The sequence below is a fragment of the Achromobacter sp. D10 genome, assembly GCF_035282245.1.
GTDB lineage: Bacteria > Pseudomonadota > Gammaproteobacteria > Burkholderiales > Burkholderiaceae_B > Achromobacter > Achromobacter insolitus.
Window position 1 is genome coordinate 1 of record NZ_JAYJLE010000001.1, and the last position, 17230, is coordinate 17230.

Below are 17230 nucleotides of genomic sequence, written 5' to 3' on the forward strand. Positions count from 1 at the left end.
ACCGCGTAAGCCCCAAAAGGCCGCCCGCGCGGCCGGCCTGGGGCGGGCCCCGCAAGACACGCCCCACCCACTATCCGGGTGGCCAGAACGCCAAGCACACCACCCGCCCCAGCGCCCGTGAAGTTTCAACCAGCCGAGCCTGTCGTGTCGGGGACTCGCGATGCGCGGGGCGTCGATAAGCCCGAGGGAATCCGTAGGCAGCCGCCGCAGGCGGCAACGAGGATGACGACGGGGCAGTCCGGAGCGAAGGCTCCGGACCGCAATCGTTGCCCCGCGCATCGCAGGGCCCCGACGCGACAGGCGCCTTAAGAACTCAAAGCCGCCCCGAACACAATCCCCCTTAATGTCGAATCTCAGCCAGGAACTTCCTCGCCCGCTCCGTCCCCGGCCGAGTAAAGAACTCCTCCGGCGTCCCCGTCTCCACAATCCGCCCCGCGTCCATGAACCACACGCTATCGGCGACCTCGCGGGCAAACCCCATTTCGTGCGTCACGCACACCATGGTCATGCCGTCCCTGGCCAGGCCCTTCATCACCTGCAGCACCTCGCCCACCATCTCCGGGTCCAGCGCGCTGGTCGGCTCGTCGAACAGCATCACGGGCGGATTCATTGCCAGCGCTCGCGCGATGGCCACGCGTTGTTGCTGCCCGCCCGACAGCTGCGCCGGATAGGCGTCGGCCTTGTGCGCCAGCCCGACGCGCTCCAGCAGCTGCAGCGACCGCTCGCGGGCTTCGGGACGGCGGGCGCGCTTGAGCTGCAGCGGCGCCAGCATCAGGTTTTCCAGCACCGACAGATGCGGGAACAGGTTGAACTGCTGGAACACGAAACCGATATGGCTGCGCAAGGAATCCAGATGCACCTTGGGGCCGTAGATATCCTGGCCATCCACCTCGATCACGCCCTTCTGGATCGGCTCCAGCCGGTTCACGGTGCGGATCAGCGTGGACTTTCCCGAACCCGACGGCCCGCAAACCACCACCACCTCGCCACGCTTGACCTGCGCCGTCACGTCGGCCAGCGCCTGGTATTGGCCATACCACTTCTGTACTGCGGAAAATCGGATCATGTCGGCACCGCCTTGGGAGCAGGCATGAGCCCGGCGCGCCGCCTGCCGATGCGGCGTTCGGTCAGGTGCACGAGAGAGCTCAGGCCAAAATTCAGGATGAAATAGGTCAGCGCCAGCAACCCGAAGACCTCGAAAGGCTTGGTCAGCAGCACGCTGTTGATCTGGTTGGCGGCATAGGTCAGTTCCTGCACGCTGATGACGTAGGCCAACGAGGTTTCCTTCACCGTGGAGACGAATTGGCTCAGCATGCTGGGCAGCATGTTGTAGAGCGCCTGCGGCAGGATCACGCGCCGCATGGTTTGCAGGTATGACAGGCCGAGCGCCCGGCTGGCTTCCTGCTGCCCCGGCGGAAGCGCCTGGATGCCCGCGCGAATGATCTCGGCCAGGTAGGCGCTTTCGTAGCAGACCAGCGCGACGATCATCGTGGTGGTGCCCGCCACCGGACGGCCGATGATGAGCGGCACGAAGAAGTACGCCCAGAAAATGAACATCAGCAGCGGCAAACCCCGCACCAGGTAGACCACTGCCGAGGCCGGCCAGTAGAACACCCGATAGGGGCTGATCCGGCCCAGCGCCAGCAACACGCCGCAGGGAAGCGCCAGCGCCAGGCTGACCGCGGCCAGTCCCAGCGTCGCCACCAGGCCGCCGATGGGGCCTTGGGGATACTGCCCGATGAGCAGCAGCAGCCAATTGTCCTTGAGTATGTCCCACATGATTAGCGCGCTCCCAGCGGACGGTAACGTCGTTGCAACAGCGCTCCCCCGCCCATGATCAGAAACGACAGCAGCAGATAGATGACTGTCACCACGGCATAGGCCTCGAAGGTCTTGAACGTGTAGTTCTCGATTTCGCGGCCCGCTGCCGTCAGCTCGGTCACGCCGATGGCCATGGCCAGGCTGGTGTTCTTCAGCAGCAGCAGGGTCTGGTTGAGCAAAGGCGGAATCGCGATGCGGAAGGCTTGCGGCAGCACGACCTTGCGCATGGTGGGCAGGAAGCCCAGCCCCAGCGCGCGCGATGCCTCCACCTGCCCCGGCGGGATGCCACGCACCGCGCTGCGCAGGTCTTCGCAGACGTAGGCCGACATCACCAGCGCGATGGCGATGCAGGACAGGATGAACTCGCTGCCGTGACTGTTGAGCCAATCCGCCACGCCTTGCGGCAGCAACGCCGGCACGCCGAAGTACCAGAACAGGATGTGCACCAGCATGGGCACGTTGCGATGGAACGCGACATACACCGCGATCACCGCGTTGGCCACGGGCGAGCCTGTCAGGCGGATCACCGCCAGCAGGCTGCCCACCAGGAACGCCAGGATCCAGGCCAGCCCGGCCAGCGCCAGGGTGGTAATCAACCCCCTGAGCAGCCAAGCCGGATACTCGCCCTGGAAAATGGCGCTGAAGTCGAAAACGTAATGCATCGAAGCAGGCTCCAGCGCGGTCCGCGCATCAACCCTTGATGGCTTCGATGCGGAAGTCGCGCTTCATGTTGAACTGGGTGCCCGCGCCGAACCACTTATCGAACGTCTTGGCGGCCTGGCCCGAAGCTTCCATTCCGTCGATCACCTTGTTCACCTGATCCAGCATGGCGGTATCGCCCTTGCGCACGCCCATGCCCCAGGGTTCGACAAACAGCGCCGGCTCCAGGATCTTGACCGGCACCGCGCTGCCCGCGGCCTGCTGCTTCAGCTTGACCAGCATCAGCTCGGACGCCACGAAGCCGCCGACCTTGCCTTGCTGCAACGCCAGGAAGGCGCCGCTGGGGTCCTTGAAGGTCACAGGCTCGACATTGGGGATGTTCTTGCGCGCGCCCTGCTCCGACGACGACCCGCGCACGGCGCTGACGCGCTTGCCCGCCAGGTCGGCCGGCGCCTTCAGGTCCTTGTCGGACTCGCGCGCCAGCACTTTCTGCAGGCTCACGAAATGCTGGTGCGAGTAATCGATCTGCTGCGCGCGTTCGGGGCTCCAGCCCAGGTTGGCCGCCACCACGTCCACGCGCCCGGCAATCAGCTCGGGAATGCGCGCCTCGACGGCAATCAGCTTGAGTTCCAGCGGCACGCCGAGGCTGTCGGCGATGGCCTGGCACATATCGACTTCGTAGCCCACGATGCCGCGGGTCTTCGGATCCTGGAAACTGAAGGGCTCGGCCGTGCCCATGGTGCCGCAGATGAATTTGCCGCGCGCCTTGATATCGGCGAGCGTATCGGCATGGGCGGCAGGCGCCAGCGTGGCGACCAGGCCGGCCGCGGCGACGACGGAAGCGATCAATGTCTTCATGGTATTTCCCCTGGAATATAGGTATGGGTACTGCCTAAGAACGCTGCGACGCCGCAGCGGGCCTCGGGGCGGCCCTGGAGCCGCCCGTGGAATCAAACCAGGCTGGCGCAAGCCTCGCGGATGCGCCGGCAGCCTTCCTCGATGTTCTCCATCGACGTGGCGAAACTCAAACGCAGATAAGGCGACAAACCATAGGCCGAGCCGTCCAGCACCGCAACGCCTGCCGTATCCAGCAGGAACATCACCACGTCCAGGTCGGTCTCGAGCACGCGCCCGGTTGGGGTGCGTTTGCCCAGCAGGCCCGCCACCGACGGGTACACGTAGAACGCTCCCTGCGGTTGCGGGCAGCGCACGCCGGCCACATCGTTCAGCAGCGCAACGATGCGGTCGCGGCGCGCATGGAATACGTCCGCAGCCTGGCGCACGCAGTCCTGGTCGGCGGTCAACGCAATGCGCGCGGCCGACTGGCTGATGGCACTGACACAGCTGGTGCTTTGCGAGATGAGCGTCGCCATGGCCTTGATCAGGCCCTTGGGTCCGCCCGCGTAGCCCAGGCGCCAGCCGGTCATGGCATAGGCCTTGGACACGCCGTTGATGGTGAGCGTGCGGCCAGCCAGCGCAGGCACGGCCGCCGCCGGCGACTGGTGCCGCGCCTCGCCATAGGCCAGGTGTTCATAGATTTCGTCGGTCATCAGCCACACCCGCGGATGGCGCTCCAGCACCTCGCCCAGAGCCCGCAGTTCAGCAGCGTCGTACATGGCGCCGGTGGGGTTGCTGGGCGTATTCAGCAGCAGCCATTTCGTGCGCGGCGTGATCGCCCGCTCCAGCGCCTGCGGCGTGAGCTTGAAACCGTCGGACTCGGGGCACGCCACCACCACGGGCGTGCCGTCATTGACCAGCACCATGTCCGGGTACGACACCCAATACGGCGCCGGGATGATGACCTCGTCGCCCGCCTGCACGGTGGCGGCCAACGCAGTGAAGATGAGCTGCTTGGCGCCCACGCCCACGATCAGTTCGTCCAGCGCGTAGTCCAGGCCGTTTTCGCGTTGGAACTTGGCGCGCACGGCCTCCAGCAGCGGCTTGGCGCCGGTGGAAGCGGTATAGCGGATGTCACCGCTATGGAGCGCGTCGATGCCGGCCTGCACAATATGGGCGGGCGTGGGCAGGTCCGGTTCACCCACGGTGAAGTCGACGATATCGCGACCCTCGGCGCGCAACTGGTCGACCCGGCTCTTCGCCGCCATGCTGGGCGAAGGCTTGATGGCGCGCGCGCGGTCGGCCAGGAATTCGGTTGCGGCCAGGCTCATGCCAACCCCTTGGCGGCAAAGGCGGCCTGCATCCAGCTCTGCGTTTTGTCGCCGGCCGCGATTTCGGCCATGATGCGTTCTTCCTTGGCCGCGTGGGCCTGTGCAGCCGCGATCAACGCCTCGGCCTCGGCGGGCGGGAAGCTGACCAGGCCGTCCTCGTCGCCCACCACGATGTCGCCGGGATTGATGACCTGCCCGCCAATGGACACCGGCACGTTGACCTCGCCCGGGCCATCTTTGTAGGGGCCGCGGTGGATGTGGCCACGCGCATAGCAGGGGAAGTTGTCCGCCTCGAAGGCGGCCACGTCGCGGATGGCGCCATCCACCACCACGCCCGCGCAGCCATGGACCTGGAGATAGCGCTTCATGATTTCGCCCAGCACGGCATTGGACAGGTCTCCCCCGGCATCCACCACCAGCACGTGGCCCGGCTGCACCTGCATCATGGCTTTGTAGATGAGCAGGTTGTCGCCCGGGCGCGTCTTGACGGTCAGTGCGGTGCCAACCAGCTTGCCGCCGCCGTTGTAGCGGCGCAGGCCCGATATGCCTTCGCGGCGCGCGAGATTGTCGCTGAGATGCGGCGTGACGATGCCGGCCAGCGCCTGGAGGACAGCCGTGGAAGCGACGGGAGAGGCCGGCAATACCCGGGCGCCAGTGTGAATAGAGGCCATGACGATCTGCAAAGTCCTGAGTCGGTAGTAGAGGCAGGTGCCATGGTGCGAGCTTTTCCGATTCCGAAAAAGGGATTAAATTTCCACGAACTTGATCTCTTTATGGAATATAAGGGTTAGCCCTTAATGGAAATTTCGGAATGAAAACCCCCGGCAAGGACGATCCCGCGTGCTGACCTTCAAGCAGATCGAAGCCCTGTATTGGACGGTCAGGCTGGGCACGTTTTCGGCCTCGGCCCAGAAGCTGCACACCACCCAATCGGCGATCACCAAGCGCATCCAGGAACTGGAGGCGGACTTCGACATCGCGCTGTTCGACCGCTCCGGCCACCGCGCCGAGCTGACCGCTCGCGGACATGAGGTGTACGCGCTGGCCGAGGAAATGCTGGGCCATCGCGACCGCCTGCTGGTCCGGCTGAAAGGCCAGCACACGCTGACCGGCACCTTCCGCTTTGGGATTACCGAGATCACCGCCATGACCTGGCTGCCCGCCCTGATCCGGCTGCTGCGCGCGCACTACCCTCGCATCACGTTGGAGCCGCATATCGACCTGGGCGCGGACCTGCTCAAACGCCTGCAGGCGGGGCAGCTGGACATGGCGTTCCTGCACGGTGAATTCGCCGAACCCAACCTGCAGGCGGTCCCCCTGCAGCGGCTGGAATTCGCATGGATGGGCAGCCCCGACATGATCGATTCCAGTCGCGTCTACACACCCGCAGACATCGCCGCCCTGCCCCTGCTGCGGCAAAGCCGGGAGTCGGGGCTCAACATGATCTACGACGGCTGGCTGCGCCCCCATACGCCGGCCAGCAACATCTTCACCATCAACAGCCTGATCGCAATGGCGGGGCTGACGGCGGCGGGCTTCGGAGTCAGTTGCCTGCCACGGGACTATTTCGCGGACATGGTCAGCGCGAAACGGCTGGTCATCGCCCGCACCACCACGGCATCGCCGCAATCGGTGTATTGCGCGATGTTCCGGCGGGATGCCGATGTGGCGTTTTGCCAGAGCGTGGCGGAACTGGCGGAGAGTTGTTGTGAGTTTTCGGGGGGATGGCAGTAGAGGGGGGCCTGCCGCGCCCCCAGGGCCGCTACAGCGCGCTCAGGATGGCGTCTCGGGCCTGGTGGGAAAGCTCCAGTCGCGTCGGCAAGCTTCCGTCCGGATGCCGCGCCGGCAACGGCGGCAGGAACACCACTTCGACGGCAAGCCCCGTCACTCCCAGCACGCGCCAGAGATTTGCCACCAAGGACTCCTCTCCGACAAAGGCCGCGTAGCCGCTGCGTTTGCCATGCTGCAGGAATCGCAATGCCACCGGCTGGATCTCCACGGCGGCGGCGCGCGCGGGTTCGAACAGGCTCGCATGAAAAGGCAGCAGCTCGAAGCCTTCACTCGTGGTGCCTTCAGGGAACAGCCCGACCGCATCGCCTTGCTTGAAGCGGGCTTGCATGGACTCGCCCATCGCGTGCACCGCGTGGCGTTGGCCGCGTTCGATGAAGAGCGTGCCGGCGCCAGCCACCAGCCAGCCGATGATCGGCCAGCTGCGGATCTCGCTCTTGGCGACGAAGGAAGTGGCGCGCGCCGAATTCAGCACGAAGATGTCGATCCAGGACACATGATTGGCCACCATCAGCACCGGACCGGTCAGGCGCGGCTCGCCCTTGAGGACGACCCGCAGGCCACAGAATGCCATCAGGCAACGCGACCAGCGGCGGTTCAGCCAGGCTCGCGACTTGTGCCCGATCAGCGGATATACCAGGCCCACGCACACGAGGCCGAAGAGAATCCAGGGCACCACGAGGAACAGCCTAAGGACAAAGCGCAGCAGCTTCAAACCGGAGTCTCCCAGGCCAGGCTGCCACCCACCACGGTGGCGCGTACACGGCCGGGCAGCATCATACCCGCGAACGGGGTATGGCCGCTGCGGCTTTGCAGCGCGCCAGGCTCCACCAGCCATTCGGCATCCAGGTCGACCAGGCACAGGTCGGCCGGCGCTCCCGGGCCCAGATGGCCGGCCGCGCCCGCTTGGGGCGCGATCTTGTCCAATACCGCGGCAGGACCACAGGTGACCCGCGCCAGCGCTTCGGCCAATGGCCTGCGATGGTCGCGCGCCCACTTCAGGGCCAGGGACAGCAGCAGCTCCAGACCCGTCGCGCCGGGCGCGGCCATAGGAAACGGCACGGCTTTGCCCGCATCGTCGACCAGGGTGTGATCGGAACACAGCGCGTCGACCGTGCCGTCCGCGAGCGCCGCAAGGATCGCGTCGCGGTCGCGCTGGCCGCGCAAGGGCGGGTTCAGGCGGAAGTCCGTGTTGAAAAAGCCGATGTCCACGTCCGTCAGATGCAGATTGTGGACAGAGACATCGGCGCTCACAGGCAGGCCTTCGCGCTTGGCAGCGCGCAATAGTTCCAGTCCGGCGGCCGTGGACAGCCGAGTCAGGTGCACGCGCGCGCCCGTGGCGCGCTGCAGTTCAAGAATGGTGTGCAGGGCCACGGTTTCCGCCTGCGCAGGCAGCCCTTCGAGGCCGAGGCGCTCGGCATAGGCGCCGCTGGCGGCGACCGCGCCGCGCGCCAGCCACGGATCTTGCGGCCGCAGCCACAGCGCATGGCCCATGCCGCTGGCGTAGCGCATGCCCCCCCAGAGCACGCGCGTATCGACGATGCCTTGCTCGCCTTGCGCATATGCCAGGCAGCCAGCCTGGGCCAGCAAACCCATTTCCGCCAGCGTTTCTCCGGCCAGCGCCACGGTCATCGCGCCCAGCGGATGGATTCGGCATTGCCCCGCTTCGGCCTGGCGCATCAGCGCCTCGACCTTGCCTGGCTCGTCCAGCGGCGCAGCGGAGTCCGGCGGCAACACCAGCCTGGTCACGCCGCCGGCCAGGGCCGCGCGCAGCTCGGATGGCGCGAATGATGCCGCGCCGGACTGCGTTACCCGCGCCGACAGGTCGATCAGGCCAGGCAACACGGCCAATCCGGCGGCGTCCAGCCGGCTGTCCGCGTGAAAGCCGTCGGGCTCGCGCCCCACCGCAACCACATGGCCGTCCGCGATGTAGAGATCGTGCTGCCCATCCCGTGCATTGGCCGGATCGATCAGCCGCCCGTTGGCGACGTGCAACCTCATGGCGCATCTCCGGTCAGCAGTTCCAGGGCGGCCAGACGCAAATATTGTTCAAGGTCCGCCAGTTGCGCCTCGATGGGTGTCAGGCTGGCCGACACGTCGCCATCGGTCTCGATGCCGGGCGTCAGCACGCCCGCGGGCAATAGCAAGGCATCGGACCGGGCGGCCGCCAGCGCGGCCGGCGTCAGGCCGTAGGCCTGCGCGTACTCTCGGGCGGAGGGCAACCACGCGCCGCTGATCCCTTCCACCTTCAAGGGCAGCACGACGACGACGTCGGCATCCTGCAGACCTTCCCGCAGCGAAGCGCAGGCGCGCACGCCCAGTTGCGGCAGGCCATCAGGCAAGAGCGTGCGCGGCGCGGCGGCCCGGACTTCGGGCACGCCCAATGTCGTCATGGCATGGATGACGGAACGCGCCATGCGCGAGTGGCGGATGTCGCCCACCAGCGTCACGGCCAGGTTGGTCAGATCCTGCCGCGCATCGATCATGGCCTGCACCAGCGCCAACGCCGGCAAAGGATCGGCATGGCTGCCGTCGCCGGCGTTAAGGACGCGCAGGCCCGGGGCGGCATGCGCGGCCGCGCAATGCGCCGCGCCGCTGGCGCCATGCCGCAGCACCAGCAGGCCTGGCGCCAGCCGGGCCACGGTTTCGGCCAGCGCCGCGCCGGCCTGCAAGTCCAGCGCCACCGGCGACAGGGACAGCCGTCCGGCAGCGGCGGCAAAGGCGTCACGGTCCTGCGCCGAATCATCGGGCAGGCACAGGAACAAGGGTGCGGCGGACGGCGAGGCGGCGGGCGCCGCGCCCGTCGCATGAGCGCGCGCAGCGTCCAGCAGCCGTTCGACATGCCGGCGAGGCAGGCCTTCCGTAGTCAGCAGGTGTATCAGTTCGCCGCGGTGATCGAGTTGCGGATTGAGCATAGGCAGTCCGGACCGCGCGCGTCAGGACGCAGGCAGGGTGTCCAGGTATCGTTGCAGGATAACAGCCGCCGCCATCGCGTCGTCCGCGGCATGCGTGCCCAGCAGGCGCTGCGCTTCCATGCTGGAGCCGCGTTCGTCGACCAGTTCGACGGTCAGGCCGAAGCGGCCATGCAATTGATTGGCGAAGCGCCGGCAACGCGCGGTGGCCGGCTGTTCTCCGCCGTCGGCGTCCAGCGCCAGCCCCACCACGACGCGGTGGGGCTGCCACTCCTGCAAAAGCGCCGCAATGCGGCCGAAGCGCGCCTCGCGGATTTCACTGAAGATGATTTCCAGCGGACGCGCCTGGCGCGTCAGCGTATTGCCGATGGCGATGCCGATCTTCTTCTCGCCAAAATCGAAGGCGAGCAGGGTTTCTTCAGGCATGGCCGGCATCGCCTGCCAACATCACCGGATCGATGCCCAGCAGCTTCAGCGCGGCCGGATAGCGATCTTCGGGCGGCACATCGAAAATGATGCTGTCGTCCGCGCCCACGCTGAGCCAGGCATTCTGGGCCATCTCGCTTTCGAGCTGACCCGCGCCCCAGCCGGCGTAGCCCAGCGTAACGAGCATGCGGGCTGGACCCTTGCCATCGGCCACGGCTTGCAGCACGTCGCGCGAGGTGGTCAGCGCCATGTCGCCCAGCTTGATGCTGGAGCTATAGTCGCCGGCGGGCGCGTGCAGCACGAAACCGCGGTCGGTCTGCACCGGACCGCCAAAGAAAACCAGGGTGTCCTTCACCGGGCCGATCTCGAGCGTCAGATCGATACGCTCGAACAGCGTGCCCAGCGTCAGGTCGGTGGGCCGGTTGATGACCAGGCCCAGCGCGCCGCGTTCGGTGTGCTCGCAGACATAAATGACCGAGCCCGCCAGGCTGCCTTCCACCATGCCCGGCATGGCGATCAGGAACTGGTTGGCAAAGTTGGCTGCCTGCGTCGTGGCGTCTTCGTGGTGTTTTTCCGTCATGGCAACCCCTACATGGGTAATCTGAAAGAACCGTGGGGAGGCCGCGCGTACACAGCAAGCATCATGCCTGGCGCCAGTCCGTCCCACGGTTGCGAAGGATGGGGCGTAGTCCCATCTTACGAGCCTTGGCGGATTATGTCGGCGCTAGCGCCTCAGATTTCCATCAGTTCAAAGTCCTCTTTGCGGGCGCCGCATTCAGGACAGACCCAGTTCGGCGGCACGTCTTCCCAGCGGGTGCCGGGGGCAATGCCTTCATCGGGCAGGCCGGCCTCTTCGTCGTAGACCCAGCCGCAAATCAAACACATCCAAGTACGCATAGTTCTCTCTTACATCAATTCCAGGCCCTTGACCCGGCGTCAGGGCAAAGGCGGGGGGCTTCCATTAGAATGGGGACAATCTTACCGAAACCCAATAGGGGTTCCCCTGATTCACCGCAAATGAATCCGGGCGCCCCCTACTCTAGCGCTGTCCAAGTGGCCCCCGTTACTCCCCCTCTCGTTTTGGTCTTCGGTCCGCTCGACCCTTCGGGCTCCGACGGCCTGCCGGCAGATGCCGTCACCTGTGCCAGCCTGGGCTGCCATGGCCTGGCGGCCGTGACCGCGCTGACCGTGCGGGATACCGCCGGCATCGAAGAAATCCATCCCGTTACACCCGACCTGCTGGACGACCAGGCGCGTTGCCTGCTCGAAGACATGTCCGTGCAGGCCATCAAGGTGGGCGGACTATACACCGCGGAAACCGCCAGCGTCGCGGCGCAGGTCGCGGCCGACTACAGCCAGGTGCCGCTGGTGCTGCATCTGGGCCAACGCGCCCAGCCGCCGGCCGACGCCGCGGACGAGGACGAGGCCGACGACCTGCTGGCCGCCACCCTGGAATTGGTGCTGCCGCAGACGGACCTGCTGGTTATCGAACACCTGCGCCTGGCCCAGTGGCATGCCGATGGTGACATCGATATCGGGGACGCACCAACGCCCATGCATGCCCTGCTGGCTGCAGGCGCGGAATGGGTGTTGGTCCTGGGCAGCCCGCAGCGGCCCGGCCACTACGCGAACATGCTCCTGGGCCCCAACGGCCAGACCGCTACGTTGCCCTGGCAGGCGCCTCCGGACCGCAACGGCGACGCCGGCGGGGTGGCAGCGACCGCCATCGCGGCCATGCTGGCCCGTGGGCTGGAGATGCCCGAAGCCGTGCGCCAGGGGCTGGCCCACGCCGACTCCGCTGTCGCCGCCAGCTTCCTGCCCGGCATGGGCCGGCGCATTCCCAACCGGATTTCTCCCCAATGAAAGCGCTGCGCTTCCCCACTGGCCTTTATGGCGTCACTCCCGAATGGGACGATACCGACCGCCTGCTGCTGGCGGTCCGCCAGGCCGCCGAGGGCGGCATGCGCTCGCTGCAGCTGCGCCGCAAGAACGTGCCCGACGCCGTGCGCGCCGCGCAGGCGCGCGCGCTTGCGCCGCTGTGTCGCGAGCTGGGCGTGGTCTTTCTGATCAATGACGACTGGCCCCTGGCGCTGGACGTGGGCGCCGACGGCGCTCATGTGGGCCGCGAAGACGAAAGCCTGGCGCGCATCCGCGCCGAGGCCGGTCCCGACCTGATCCTTGGCGGCTCCAGCTACGACGACCTGGGTCGCGCGCAGGATCTGCTGGCTGCGGGCGCCGACTACATCGCCTTTGGCGCCATGTTCGCCTCCACCGTCAAACCCGACACCGTGCGCGCGCCGCTGTCGGTGCTGACTGAAGCCCGCCGCCTGACCGACAACTGCGACGCGCCGCGGCCCGCAGTCGTCGCCATCGGCGGCATCACGCCCGACAACGCGCCGCTGGTGGCGGCGGCCGGCGCCGACGCCATTGCCGTCATCACCGGGCTTTTCGAGGCGCCCAGCATCCGGGCCGCCGCGGCCGCCTGCTCCGCGCCCTACTCCGTCAACCCCAACCGCAAGCCTTGAACGCCATGTCCAGTAACGCTCAGCTTTTCGAACGCGCCTGCCGCAGCATCCCCGGCGGCGTCAATTCGCCCGTGCGCGCCTTCCGCTCCGTGGGCGGCACGCCGCGCTTCATCAAGCGCGCGCAGGGCCCCTACGTGTGGGACGCGGAAGACAAGCAGTACATCGATTACGTCGGCTCCTGGGGCCCTGCCATCCTCGGCCACTCGCATCCCGAAGTGGTGCGCGCCGTGCAGGAAGCCGCCGTCAACGGCCTGTCATTCGGCGCCCCCACCGAAGCGGAAATCGAACTGGCCGAAGTGCTGATCTCGCGCCTGCCGTCGCTGGAACAGGTGCGCCTGGTCAGTTCCGGCACGGAAGCCACCATGACGGCCATCCGCCTGGCCCGTGGCGCGACGGGCCGCGCTAAGATCGTGAAGTTCGAAGGCTGCTACCACGGCCATTCGGACAGCCTGCTGGTCAAGGCCGGCTCGGGCCTGCTCACCTTCGGCAACCCCAGCTCGGCAGGCGTGCCACCGGAGTTCGTCTCCCACACGCTGACCCTGGAATACAACAACCTGGATGCCGTGCGCCAGGCCTTCGCCCAGCATGGCGCCGACATCGCCTGCATCATCGTCGAGCCCGTCGCCGGCAACATGAACCTGATCAAGCCGGCCGCGGGCTTCCTGGAAGGCCTGCGCGAAGTCTGCACGCAGCACGGCGCGCTGCTGATCTTCGACGAAGTGATGACCGGTTTCCGCGTGGGCCCGCAAGGCGTGCAGGGACTGACCGGCGTCAAGCCGGACATCACGACGCTGGCCAAGGTGATCGGCGGCGGCATGCCGGTGGGCGCCTTTGGCGGCAGCGCCGAAATCATGAAGCACATCGCCCCGCTGGGCGGCGTCTACCAGGCCGGCACGCTGTCGGGCAACCCGGTGGCCGTGGCCGCGGGCCTGGCCACGATGCGCCTGATCGCCGCGCCGGGCTTCTACGACAAGCTCGCGGCCCAGACCGCCAAGCTGGCCCAGGGCTTGCAGGAACGCGCCCGCGCGGCCGGGCTGGCCTTCTCGGCGGATTCGATCGGCGGCATGTTCGGCATCTACTTCAGCAATCAGGTCCCGACCTCTTTCGCCGAGGTCTCGGCCTGCGACACTGCGGCGTTCAACCGCTTTTTCCACGCCATGCTGGACCACGGCGTGCACTTTGCGCCGTCCGCCTTCGAAGCCGGTTTCGTCTCGGCCACGCATGACGACGCGGTGATCAAGTCCACGCTGGACATCGCCGAAAAGGTCTTCGCGTCGATGTAACGGCATTGGGGGGCCGGCCCGCGGCCGCTCCCCCTCAGGGCGCCTTGTAGTGCTCGTACAAGGCGGTCACGTCCCGGACGTACGCCTGGGTTTCCGCATAGGGCGGCACGGCGTCGTACTTGCGCACCGCTCCCTCGCCGGCGTTGTACGCCGCCAGCGCCAGATCCAGCCTGCCCGGATACTGGTCTATCAGCCGGCGCAAATGGCGCGACCCCGCGTTCACATTGGTCGCCGGATCCACCAGCGCGGTCTCCACGTCCGCCACTGACAACAACGGCGCTGCCGTCGCCGGCATCAGCTGCATCAGTCCCAACGCCCCCTTGGGCGAGCGCGCATCGCTGCGGAACCCCGATTCAATCGCGATCACCGCGGTCAGCAACGCCTGGTCCACGCCCGACTCGCGCGCCGCCCGCGCAATCAGTCCGTCATGTGCGGCGGGTACCTTGAGTTCACCCCAACGCTGGGCGCGCGAGGCGGGCGCCAGCGACACCAGGCGCGCCCCGTCGCCCGACTTGGGCTCGCACTCCAGGCAGACCTTCATGCCGCTGCCTCGCCAGGCCGTCCGGGCTTGCGCCCGCTTGTAATACTTGGCGTAGCCCGTAGGCACCTTCATGGATCGCCAGACGCCGAACGGATCCTTGTAGCGATAGATGTCGGCCGCCTGGGCGGGACTGGCGGGTGCCAGCGCCAGCACACCCGTCACGATGGCTGCCAAGGCCGCCATGCCCCCGGCGCGCGCCAGGAGGGCGCGCAAGGCCGGCAGGACGGAACGGGGATGGCAGTGCATGGGACAGGGCTCCGGCGGCGTCCGTGGACGCGTGGTCGAGTTCCTATGCTGCTGCCACGCTGCCGTTTTGTCGCTAGTACCGACGTCCTAGTTCTGGCCGGCCGGTCGCCATCCCAGGGAAAAACGGGGCAGGAACTAGGGCAATCGGCGGAATCTGTGCACCTACTTTCCAGTAGCCTGCGATGGCTGGGCTAGAATATGACTTAATATTTCCTATAATTACGAAATGATTGAACCTGGCGGCTGACGCCAGGCTGGAGACGGTGAGATGGACGCAGAAAACACGCTCCGGCTGATGCTGGATGCCTCGACCAACGTCCTGACGGCGGTCTACACGCCACCGGCGCATCCCGATCCGGCGGATGGCGCCATCGGGACCGCCGCGCCGTCCCCGCTGGCCGCGGCGGACGACGATGCCGCCCTCGATGCCGACGCCAGTGTCGCTATCGCCGATGAAGAGGCCGAACCGCGCCCCCGCGTCAATATCGACCTGCCTACCTGGGACATGCTGGCCGCGGCCGCCGCCGCCCAGGGCTGGAACGCCGAAGCGCTCGACAGCCAGGCCGTCCTGGGTTTCATCGACTTGTGCCGCAGTGCCACCGAGACCGTGCAAGCCCCGGTCGGCCAGGTCATCGACGGTTCGTTCGAGCTGGAACTGGACGCCGAGCGCATGTCCGCCCTGCTGACCCTCCACGCGCCCAAGGGTGGCCAGCCCGTGGCCCTGGAGGCCGTGCGCGCGGCGCTGGCCGAACGCGGCATCGTCCACGGCATCCTGGAACAGGAACTGACCGACGCCGTCGAGCAGGGCCGCCGCGACACCGTGCAGATCGCCCGCGGCACGCCCCCCACCCGAGGCACGCCCACGCGCTTCGAAAGCCTGCTCGACCGCCTTAAGCCGCGCGGCGAAGAAATCGACGAACTGGCCCAGGTGGACTACCGCGACCTGGGCAGCCTGCTGCTGGTATCGCCCGGCACGCCGCTGATGCGGCGCACTCCGCCCCTGCCCGGTGTAGATGGCACCAACGTGCTGGGCGAACCGGTCCTGCCCGAGGAACTGCCCAACACTCCGTTCGCCAACGATCTGTCCGGCGCCGAGGTGGACCCGGAAGACCCGCTGCTGCTGCGCGCCACCATCGCCGGCACGCCTACGCTGGTCAGCCACGGCGTCCAGGTGAATCCCATGGTGGAGGTCGACGCAGTCAACCTGACCACCGGCAATATTCATTTCGAGGGTTCGCTGCTGGTGCGCGGCGACGTCGCCGCCACCATGGAAGTCCACGTAACGGGCGATGTGGTCGTCAACGGCACCGTCGAGGCCGCGCTGGTCGAGGCCGGCGGCAATGTGACCGTCAAGGGCGGCATCATCGGCCTGGCCGAAGCCCTGCAGGACGCCGCGGCGGCGGCACGCACCGCCCGCATCGTCTGTGGCGGCGCGCTGCGCGCCAAGTTCATTGAAAACGCCGTCATCAGCGCCGGCCGCGACGTGGACGTGGAACGCGAGGTCCGCCAGAGCAACATCGCGGCGGGCGGCAGCGTCAACGTCGGCCCTCCCAACACGCAGCAAAGCGCCATCACCGGCGGCCAGATCCGCGCCATGCAGGCAGTGCGCGCCGGCACCATCGGCTCGCCCGCGGGCATCCCGACACTGGTCCAGGCCGGCCTGGATCCGCATGCCGACATCAAGCGTTCGGCGCTGGCACGCAAGCGCCAGAAAATGAACGAAGAAAAGGCGAAGCTGGAACAGCTGCTGATGTTCCTGCGGGCCAATCCGCAACGCGCCCCCGGCGACGTCGCCGAGCGCGCCCGCAACACCCACGTCAAGCTCAGCCACGATCTGCTGCAGCTGGACGCCGAGGAAGCCCAGCTGGTGCACGACCTGCAGCCCCTGGCCAGCGCCACCATCCAGGCCACGCGCCGCTTCTGCAGCGGCGTGACCATTCAAGTGGGCAACAAGGTGCAGGAATTCCTGGAAGACCAGATCGGTGGCAAGGCCGCCGTGGAAGACGGCCAGATCGTCATACGCTAAGGCCGCGTGCTGGCGCCTTCAAGGCGCCAGCTCTTTGAACCAGGCGCGCGGCGAGATGCCGCGGTCCGGCCCGAGGATGGAAAAGCCGCCGTCCACGGGGATGTCCACGCCCGTCATCCACGACGCCGCGTCGGAACAGGCAAAGCACACCGCCGCGGCGATCTCTTCGCCCGAGCCGACCCGCCCCAGCGGATGGAAATGCGCGCCCACCGCATCCGCCGCCGGACGCGAACCGCCCGACAACTGCTCCACCGACGGCGACCAGGTCCAGGCCGGCGACACCGCCAGCACGCGCACACCGGCGGGCGCCAGTTCCACCGCGAAATTCTTGGTGATCTGCAACAGCGCCGCCTTGGACGCCGGATACAGCGCCCGTCCCGCAGCGCCGAACTTGCCGCCCGTGCTGCCCATGTTCACCACCACGCCGCCGCGCGGCAGGAGCGGCGCGGCCAACTGCGTGAAGATCGCGGCCGACACCAGGTTGGTGTCCAGCGTGCTGTGCCACTCCTCGCGCGAGGAAGCGAGCCCCCGGTCCGCATACTGGCACGCGTTATTGACCAGAATGTCCAGCCGCCCGAAGCGCGCCACGGCGGCATCGATGCACCGCTGTATCTGGCTGTCCTGCCCGATATCGGTTTCGCAGTACAGCGCCCGGCCGTCCAGCTCCCGTTCCAGCGCGCGACCGGCCTCGGCGTTGCGTCCGACCAGCACCACGTTGGCGCCGGCCGCGGCCAGTCCGCGCGCGATGTCCGCGCCCAGCCCCTGGGTGCTGCCGGTGACGATGGCGGTCTTGCCGCTCAACCCGGGAAAGCCTGTGAAATCCATGTTTGGTCC

General features: G+C 67.3%; 19 protein-coding genes. 5 read left to right on the forward strand and 14 right to left on the reverse strand.

Annotated elements, in window-relative coordinates; all coding sequences use genetic code 11:
* Positions 1-340 precede the first annotated feature (340 nt).
* The 6 genes from VCS63_RS00005 to VCS63_RS00030 form a co-directional block, all read right to left on the reverse strand.
* A complete protein-coding gene (locus tag VCS63_RS00005; RefSeq protein ID WP_042796295.1) occupies positions 341-1066 on the reverse strand; it encodes an amino acid ABC transporter ATP-binding protein in 726 nt (241 codons plus the stop codon).
* Positions 1063-1779, reverse strand: a complete 717-nt coding sequence (locus tag VCS63_RS00010) for an amino acid ABC transporter permease (protein WP_042796294.1) — start codon at positions 1777-1779, stop codon at positions 1063-1065. The genes VCS63_RS00005 and VCS63_RS00010 overlap by 4 nt, the downstream gene beginning before the upstream one ends.
* Before the next feature lie 2 nt (positions 1780-1781).
* Positions 1782-2483 carry an amino acid ABC transporter permease gene (locus tag VCS63_RS00015; protein ID WP_063641302.1) on the reverse strand — a complete coding sequence of 234 codons (702 nt, stop codon included), beginning with the start codon at positions 2481-2483 and terminating at the stop codon, positions 1782-1784.
* A gap of 28 nt (positions 2484-2511) precedes the next feature.
* On the reverse strand, positions 2512-3339 hold the full coding sequence (locus tag VCS63_RS00020) for an ABC transporter substrate-binding protein (protein WP_063961954.1): 828 nt from the start codon (positions 3337-3339) through the stop codon (positions 2512-2514).
* Between the two features lie 92 nt (positions 3340-3431).
* Positions 3432-4649, reverse strand: a complete 1218-nt coding sequence (locus VCS63_RS00025) for an aminotransferase class I/II-fold pyridoxal phosphate-dependent enzyme (protein ID WP_112966670.1) — start codon at positions 4647-4649, stop codon at positions 3432-3434.
* Complete coding sequence (locus VCS63_RS00030; protein ID WP_042796290.1) at positions 4646-5320, reverse strand: RraA family protein; 675 nt, start codon at positions 5318-5320, stop codon at positions 4646-4648. Before VCS63_RS00030 ends, VCS63_RS00025 begins: the two co-directional genes overlap by 4 nt.
* Positions 5321-5489: 169 nt before the next feature.
* Between VCS63_RS00030 and VCS63_RS00035 the strand changes: the two genes are divergently transcribed.
* The gene (locus VCS63_RS00035; RefSeq protein WP_042796289.1) at positions 5490-6383 is read left to right on the forward strand and encodes a LysR family transcriptional regulator; all 894 of its coding nucleotides are present in this window, start codon (positions 5490-5492) and stop codon (positions 6381-6383) included.
* A gap of 28 nt (positions 6384-6411) precedes the next feature.
* On the opposite strand, the gene VCS63_RS00040 is transcribed toward VCS63_RS00035, so the two are convergent.
* The 6 genes from VCS63_RS00040 to VCS63_RS00065 form a co-directional block, all read right to left on the reverse strand.
* A complete protein-coding gene (locus VCS63_RS00040) occupies positions 6412-7152 on the reverse strand; it encodes a lysophospholipid acyltransferase family protein (RefSeq protein ID WP_042796288.1) in 741 nt (246 codons plus the stop codon).
* Positions 7149-8438 carry a dihydroorotase gene (locus VCS63_RS00045; protein WP_323877847.1) on the reverse strand — a complete coding sequence of 430 codons (1290 nt, stop codon included), beginning with the start codon at positions 8436-8438 and terminating at the stop codon, positions 7149-7151. Before VCS63_RS00045 ends, VCS63_RS00040 begins: the two co-directional genes overlap by 4 nt.
* The gene (locus VCS63_RS00050) at positions 8435-9352 is read right to left on the reverse strand and encodes an aspartate carbamoyltransferase (protein WP_323877849.1); all 918 of its coding nucleotides are present in this window, start codon (positions 9350-9352) and stop codon (positions 8435-8437) included. The genes VCS63_RS00045 and VCS63_RS00050 overlap by 4 nt, the downstream gene beginning before the upstream one ends.
* Positions 9353-9373: 21 nt before the next feature.
* Positions 9374-9775: a Holliday junction resolvase RuvX gene (gene ruvX / locus VCS63_RS00055; protein ID WP_042797533.1), complete on the reverse strand. Its 402-nt coding sequence runs from the start codon at positions 9773-9775 to the stop codon at positions 9374-9376.
* On the reverse strand, positions 9768-10355 hold the full coding sequence (locus tag VCS63_RS00060; RefSeq protein WP_063961949.1) for a YqgE/AlgH family protein: 588 nt from the start codon (positions 10353-10355) through the stop codon (positions 9768-9770). Before VCS63_RS00060 ends, ruvX begins: the two co-directional genes overlap by 8 nt.
* Positions 10356-10507: 152 nt before the next feature.
* Positions 10508-10672, reverse strand: coding sequence for a rubredoxin (locus VCS63_RS00065; RefSeq protein ID WP_003814980.1), 165 nt, complete (start codon positions 10670-10672; stop codon positions 10508-10510).
* A gap of 156 nt (positions 10673-10828) precedes the next feature.
* Between VCS63_RS00065 and VCS63_RS00070 the strand changes: the two genes are divergently transcribed.
* Genes VCS63_RS00070 through hemL form a run of 3 tightly spaced genes read left to right on the forward strand, consistent with a single transcriptional unit; the run spans position 10829 to position 13583 of the window.
* Entirely contained in the window at positions 10829-11638 is an 810-nt protein-coding gene (locus VCS63_RS00070; protein WP_416379176.1) for a bifunctional hydroxymethylpyrimidine kinase/phosphomethylpyrimidine kinase, read from the forward strand.
* On the forward strand, positions 11635-12300 hold the full coding sequence (gene thiE / locus VCS63_RS00075; protein ID WP_323877952.1) for a thiamine phosphate synthase: 666 nt from the start codon (positions 11635-11637) through the stop codon (positions 12298-12300). Before VCS63_RS00070 ends, thiE begins: the two co-directional genes overlap by 4 nt.
* A gap of 5 nt (positions 12301-12305) precedes the next feature.
* On the forward strand, positions 12306-13583 hold the full coding sequence (gene hemL / locus VCS63_RS00080; protein WP_042796282.1) for a glutamate-1-semialdehyde 2,1-aminomutase: 1278 nt from the start codon (positions 12306-12308) through the stop codon (positions 13581-13583).
* A gap of 34 nt (positions 13584-13617) precedes the next feature.
* On the opposite strand, the gene VCS63_RS00085 is transcribed toward hemL, so the two are convergent.
* Positions 13618-14370 (reverse strand): lytic transglycosylase domain-containing protein, encoded by a 753-nt coding sequence (locus VCS63_RS00085; protein ID WP_175201927.1) that lies wholly within the window; start codon positions 14368-14370, stop codon positions 13618-13620.
* Between the two features lie 268 nt (positions 14371-14638).
* Here VCS63_RS00085 and VCS63_RS00090 point away from each other — a divergent pair, with 268 nt between their 5' ends.
* The gene (locus VCS63_RS00090; protein ID WP_323877955.1) at positions 14639-16396 is read left to right on the forward strand and encodes a FapA family protein; all 1758 of its coding nucleotides are present in this window, start codon (positions 14639-14641) and stop codon (positions 16394-16396) included.
* Between the two features lie 18 nt (positions 16397-16414).
* Here the strand turns inward: VCS63_RS00090 and VCS63_RS00095 are convergent, their stop codons facing one another.
* On the reverse strand, positions 16415-17221 hold the full coding sequence (locus VCS63_RS00095; RefSeq protein ID WP_063961946.1) for an SDR family oxidoreductase: 807 nt from the start codon (positions 17219-17221) through the stop codon (positions 16415-16417).
* Between the last annotated feature and the right edge of the window lie 9 nt (positions 17222-17230).

Coding starts and splice junctions, on each gene's coding strand:
- VCS63_RS00005 (WP_042796295.1), bottom strand. CDS start 1,066: ATGATCCGATTTTCCGCAGTACAGAAGTGGTATGGCCAATACCAGGCG.
- VCS63_RS00010 (WP_042796294.1), bottom strand. CDS start 1,779: ATGTGGGACATACTCAAGGACAATTGGCTGCTGCTGCTCATCGGGCAG.
- VCS63_RS00015 (WP_063641302.1), bottom strand. CDS start 2,483: ATGCATTACGTTTTCGACTTCAGCGCCATTTTCCAGGGCGAGTATCCG.
- VCS63_RS00020 (WP_063961954.1), bottom strand. CDS start 3,339: ATGAAGACATTGATCGCTTCCGTCGTCGCCGCGGCCGGCCTGGTCGCC.
- VCS63_RS00025 (WP_112966670.1), bottom strand. CDS start 4,649: ATGAGCCTGGCCGCAACCGAATTCCTGGCCGACCGCGCGCGCGCCATC.
- VCS63_RS00030 (WP_042796290.1), bottom strand. CDS start 5,320: ATGGCCTCTATTCACACTGGCGCCCGGGTATTGCCGGCCTCTCCCGTC.
- VCS63_RS00045 (WP_323877847.1), bottom strand. CDS start 8,438: ATGAGGTTGCACGTCGCCAACGGGCGGCTGATCGATCCGGCCAATGCA.
- VCS63_RS00050 (WP_323877849.1), bottom strand. CDS start 9,352: ATGCTCAATCCGCAACTCGATCACCGCGGCGAACTGATACACCTGCTG.
- ruvX (WP_042797533.1), bottom strand. CDS start 9,775: ATGCCTGAAGAAACCCTGCTCGCCTTCGATTTTGGCGAGAAGAAGATC.
- VCS63_RS00060 (WP_063961949.1), bottom strand. CDS start 10,355: ATGACGGAAAAACACCACGAAGACGCCACGACGCAGGCAGCCAACTTT.
- VCS63_RS00065 (WP_003814980.1), bottom strand. CDS start 10,672: ATGCGTACTTGGATGTGTTTGATTTGCGGCTGGGTCTACGACGAAGAG.
- thiE (WP_323877952.1), top strand. CDS start 11,635: ATGAAAGCGCTGCGCTTCCCCACTGGCCTTTATGGCGTCACTCCCGAA.
- hemL (WP_042796282.1), top strand. CDS start 12,306: ATGTCCAGTAACGCTCAGCTTTTCGAACGCGCCTGCCGCAGCATCCCC.
- VCS63_RS00085 (WP_175201927.1), bottom strand. CDS start 14,370: ATGCACTGCCATCCCCGTTCCGTCCTGCCGGCCTTGCGCGCCCTCCTG.
- VCS63_RS00090 (WP_323877955.1), top strand. CDS start 14,639: ATGGACGCAGAAAACACGCTCCGGCTGATGCTGGATGCCTCGACCAAC.
- VCS63_RS00095 (WP_063961946.1), bottom strand. CDS start 17,221: ATGGATTTCACAGGCTTTCCCGGGTTGAGCGGCAAGACCGCCATCGTC.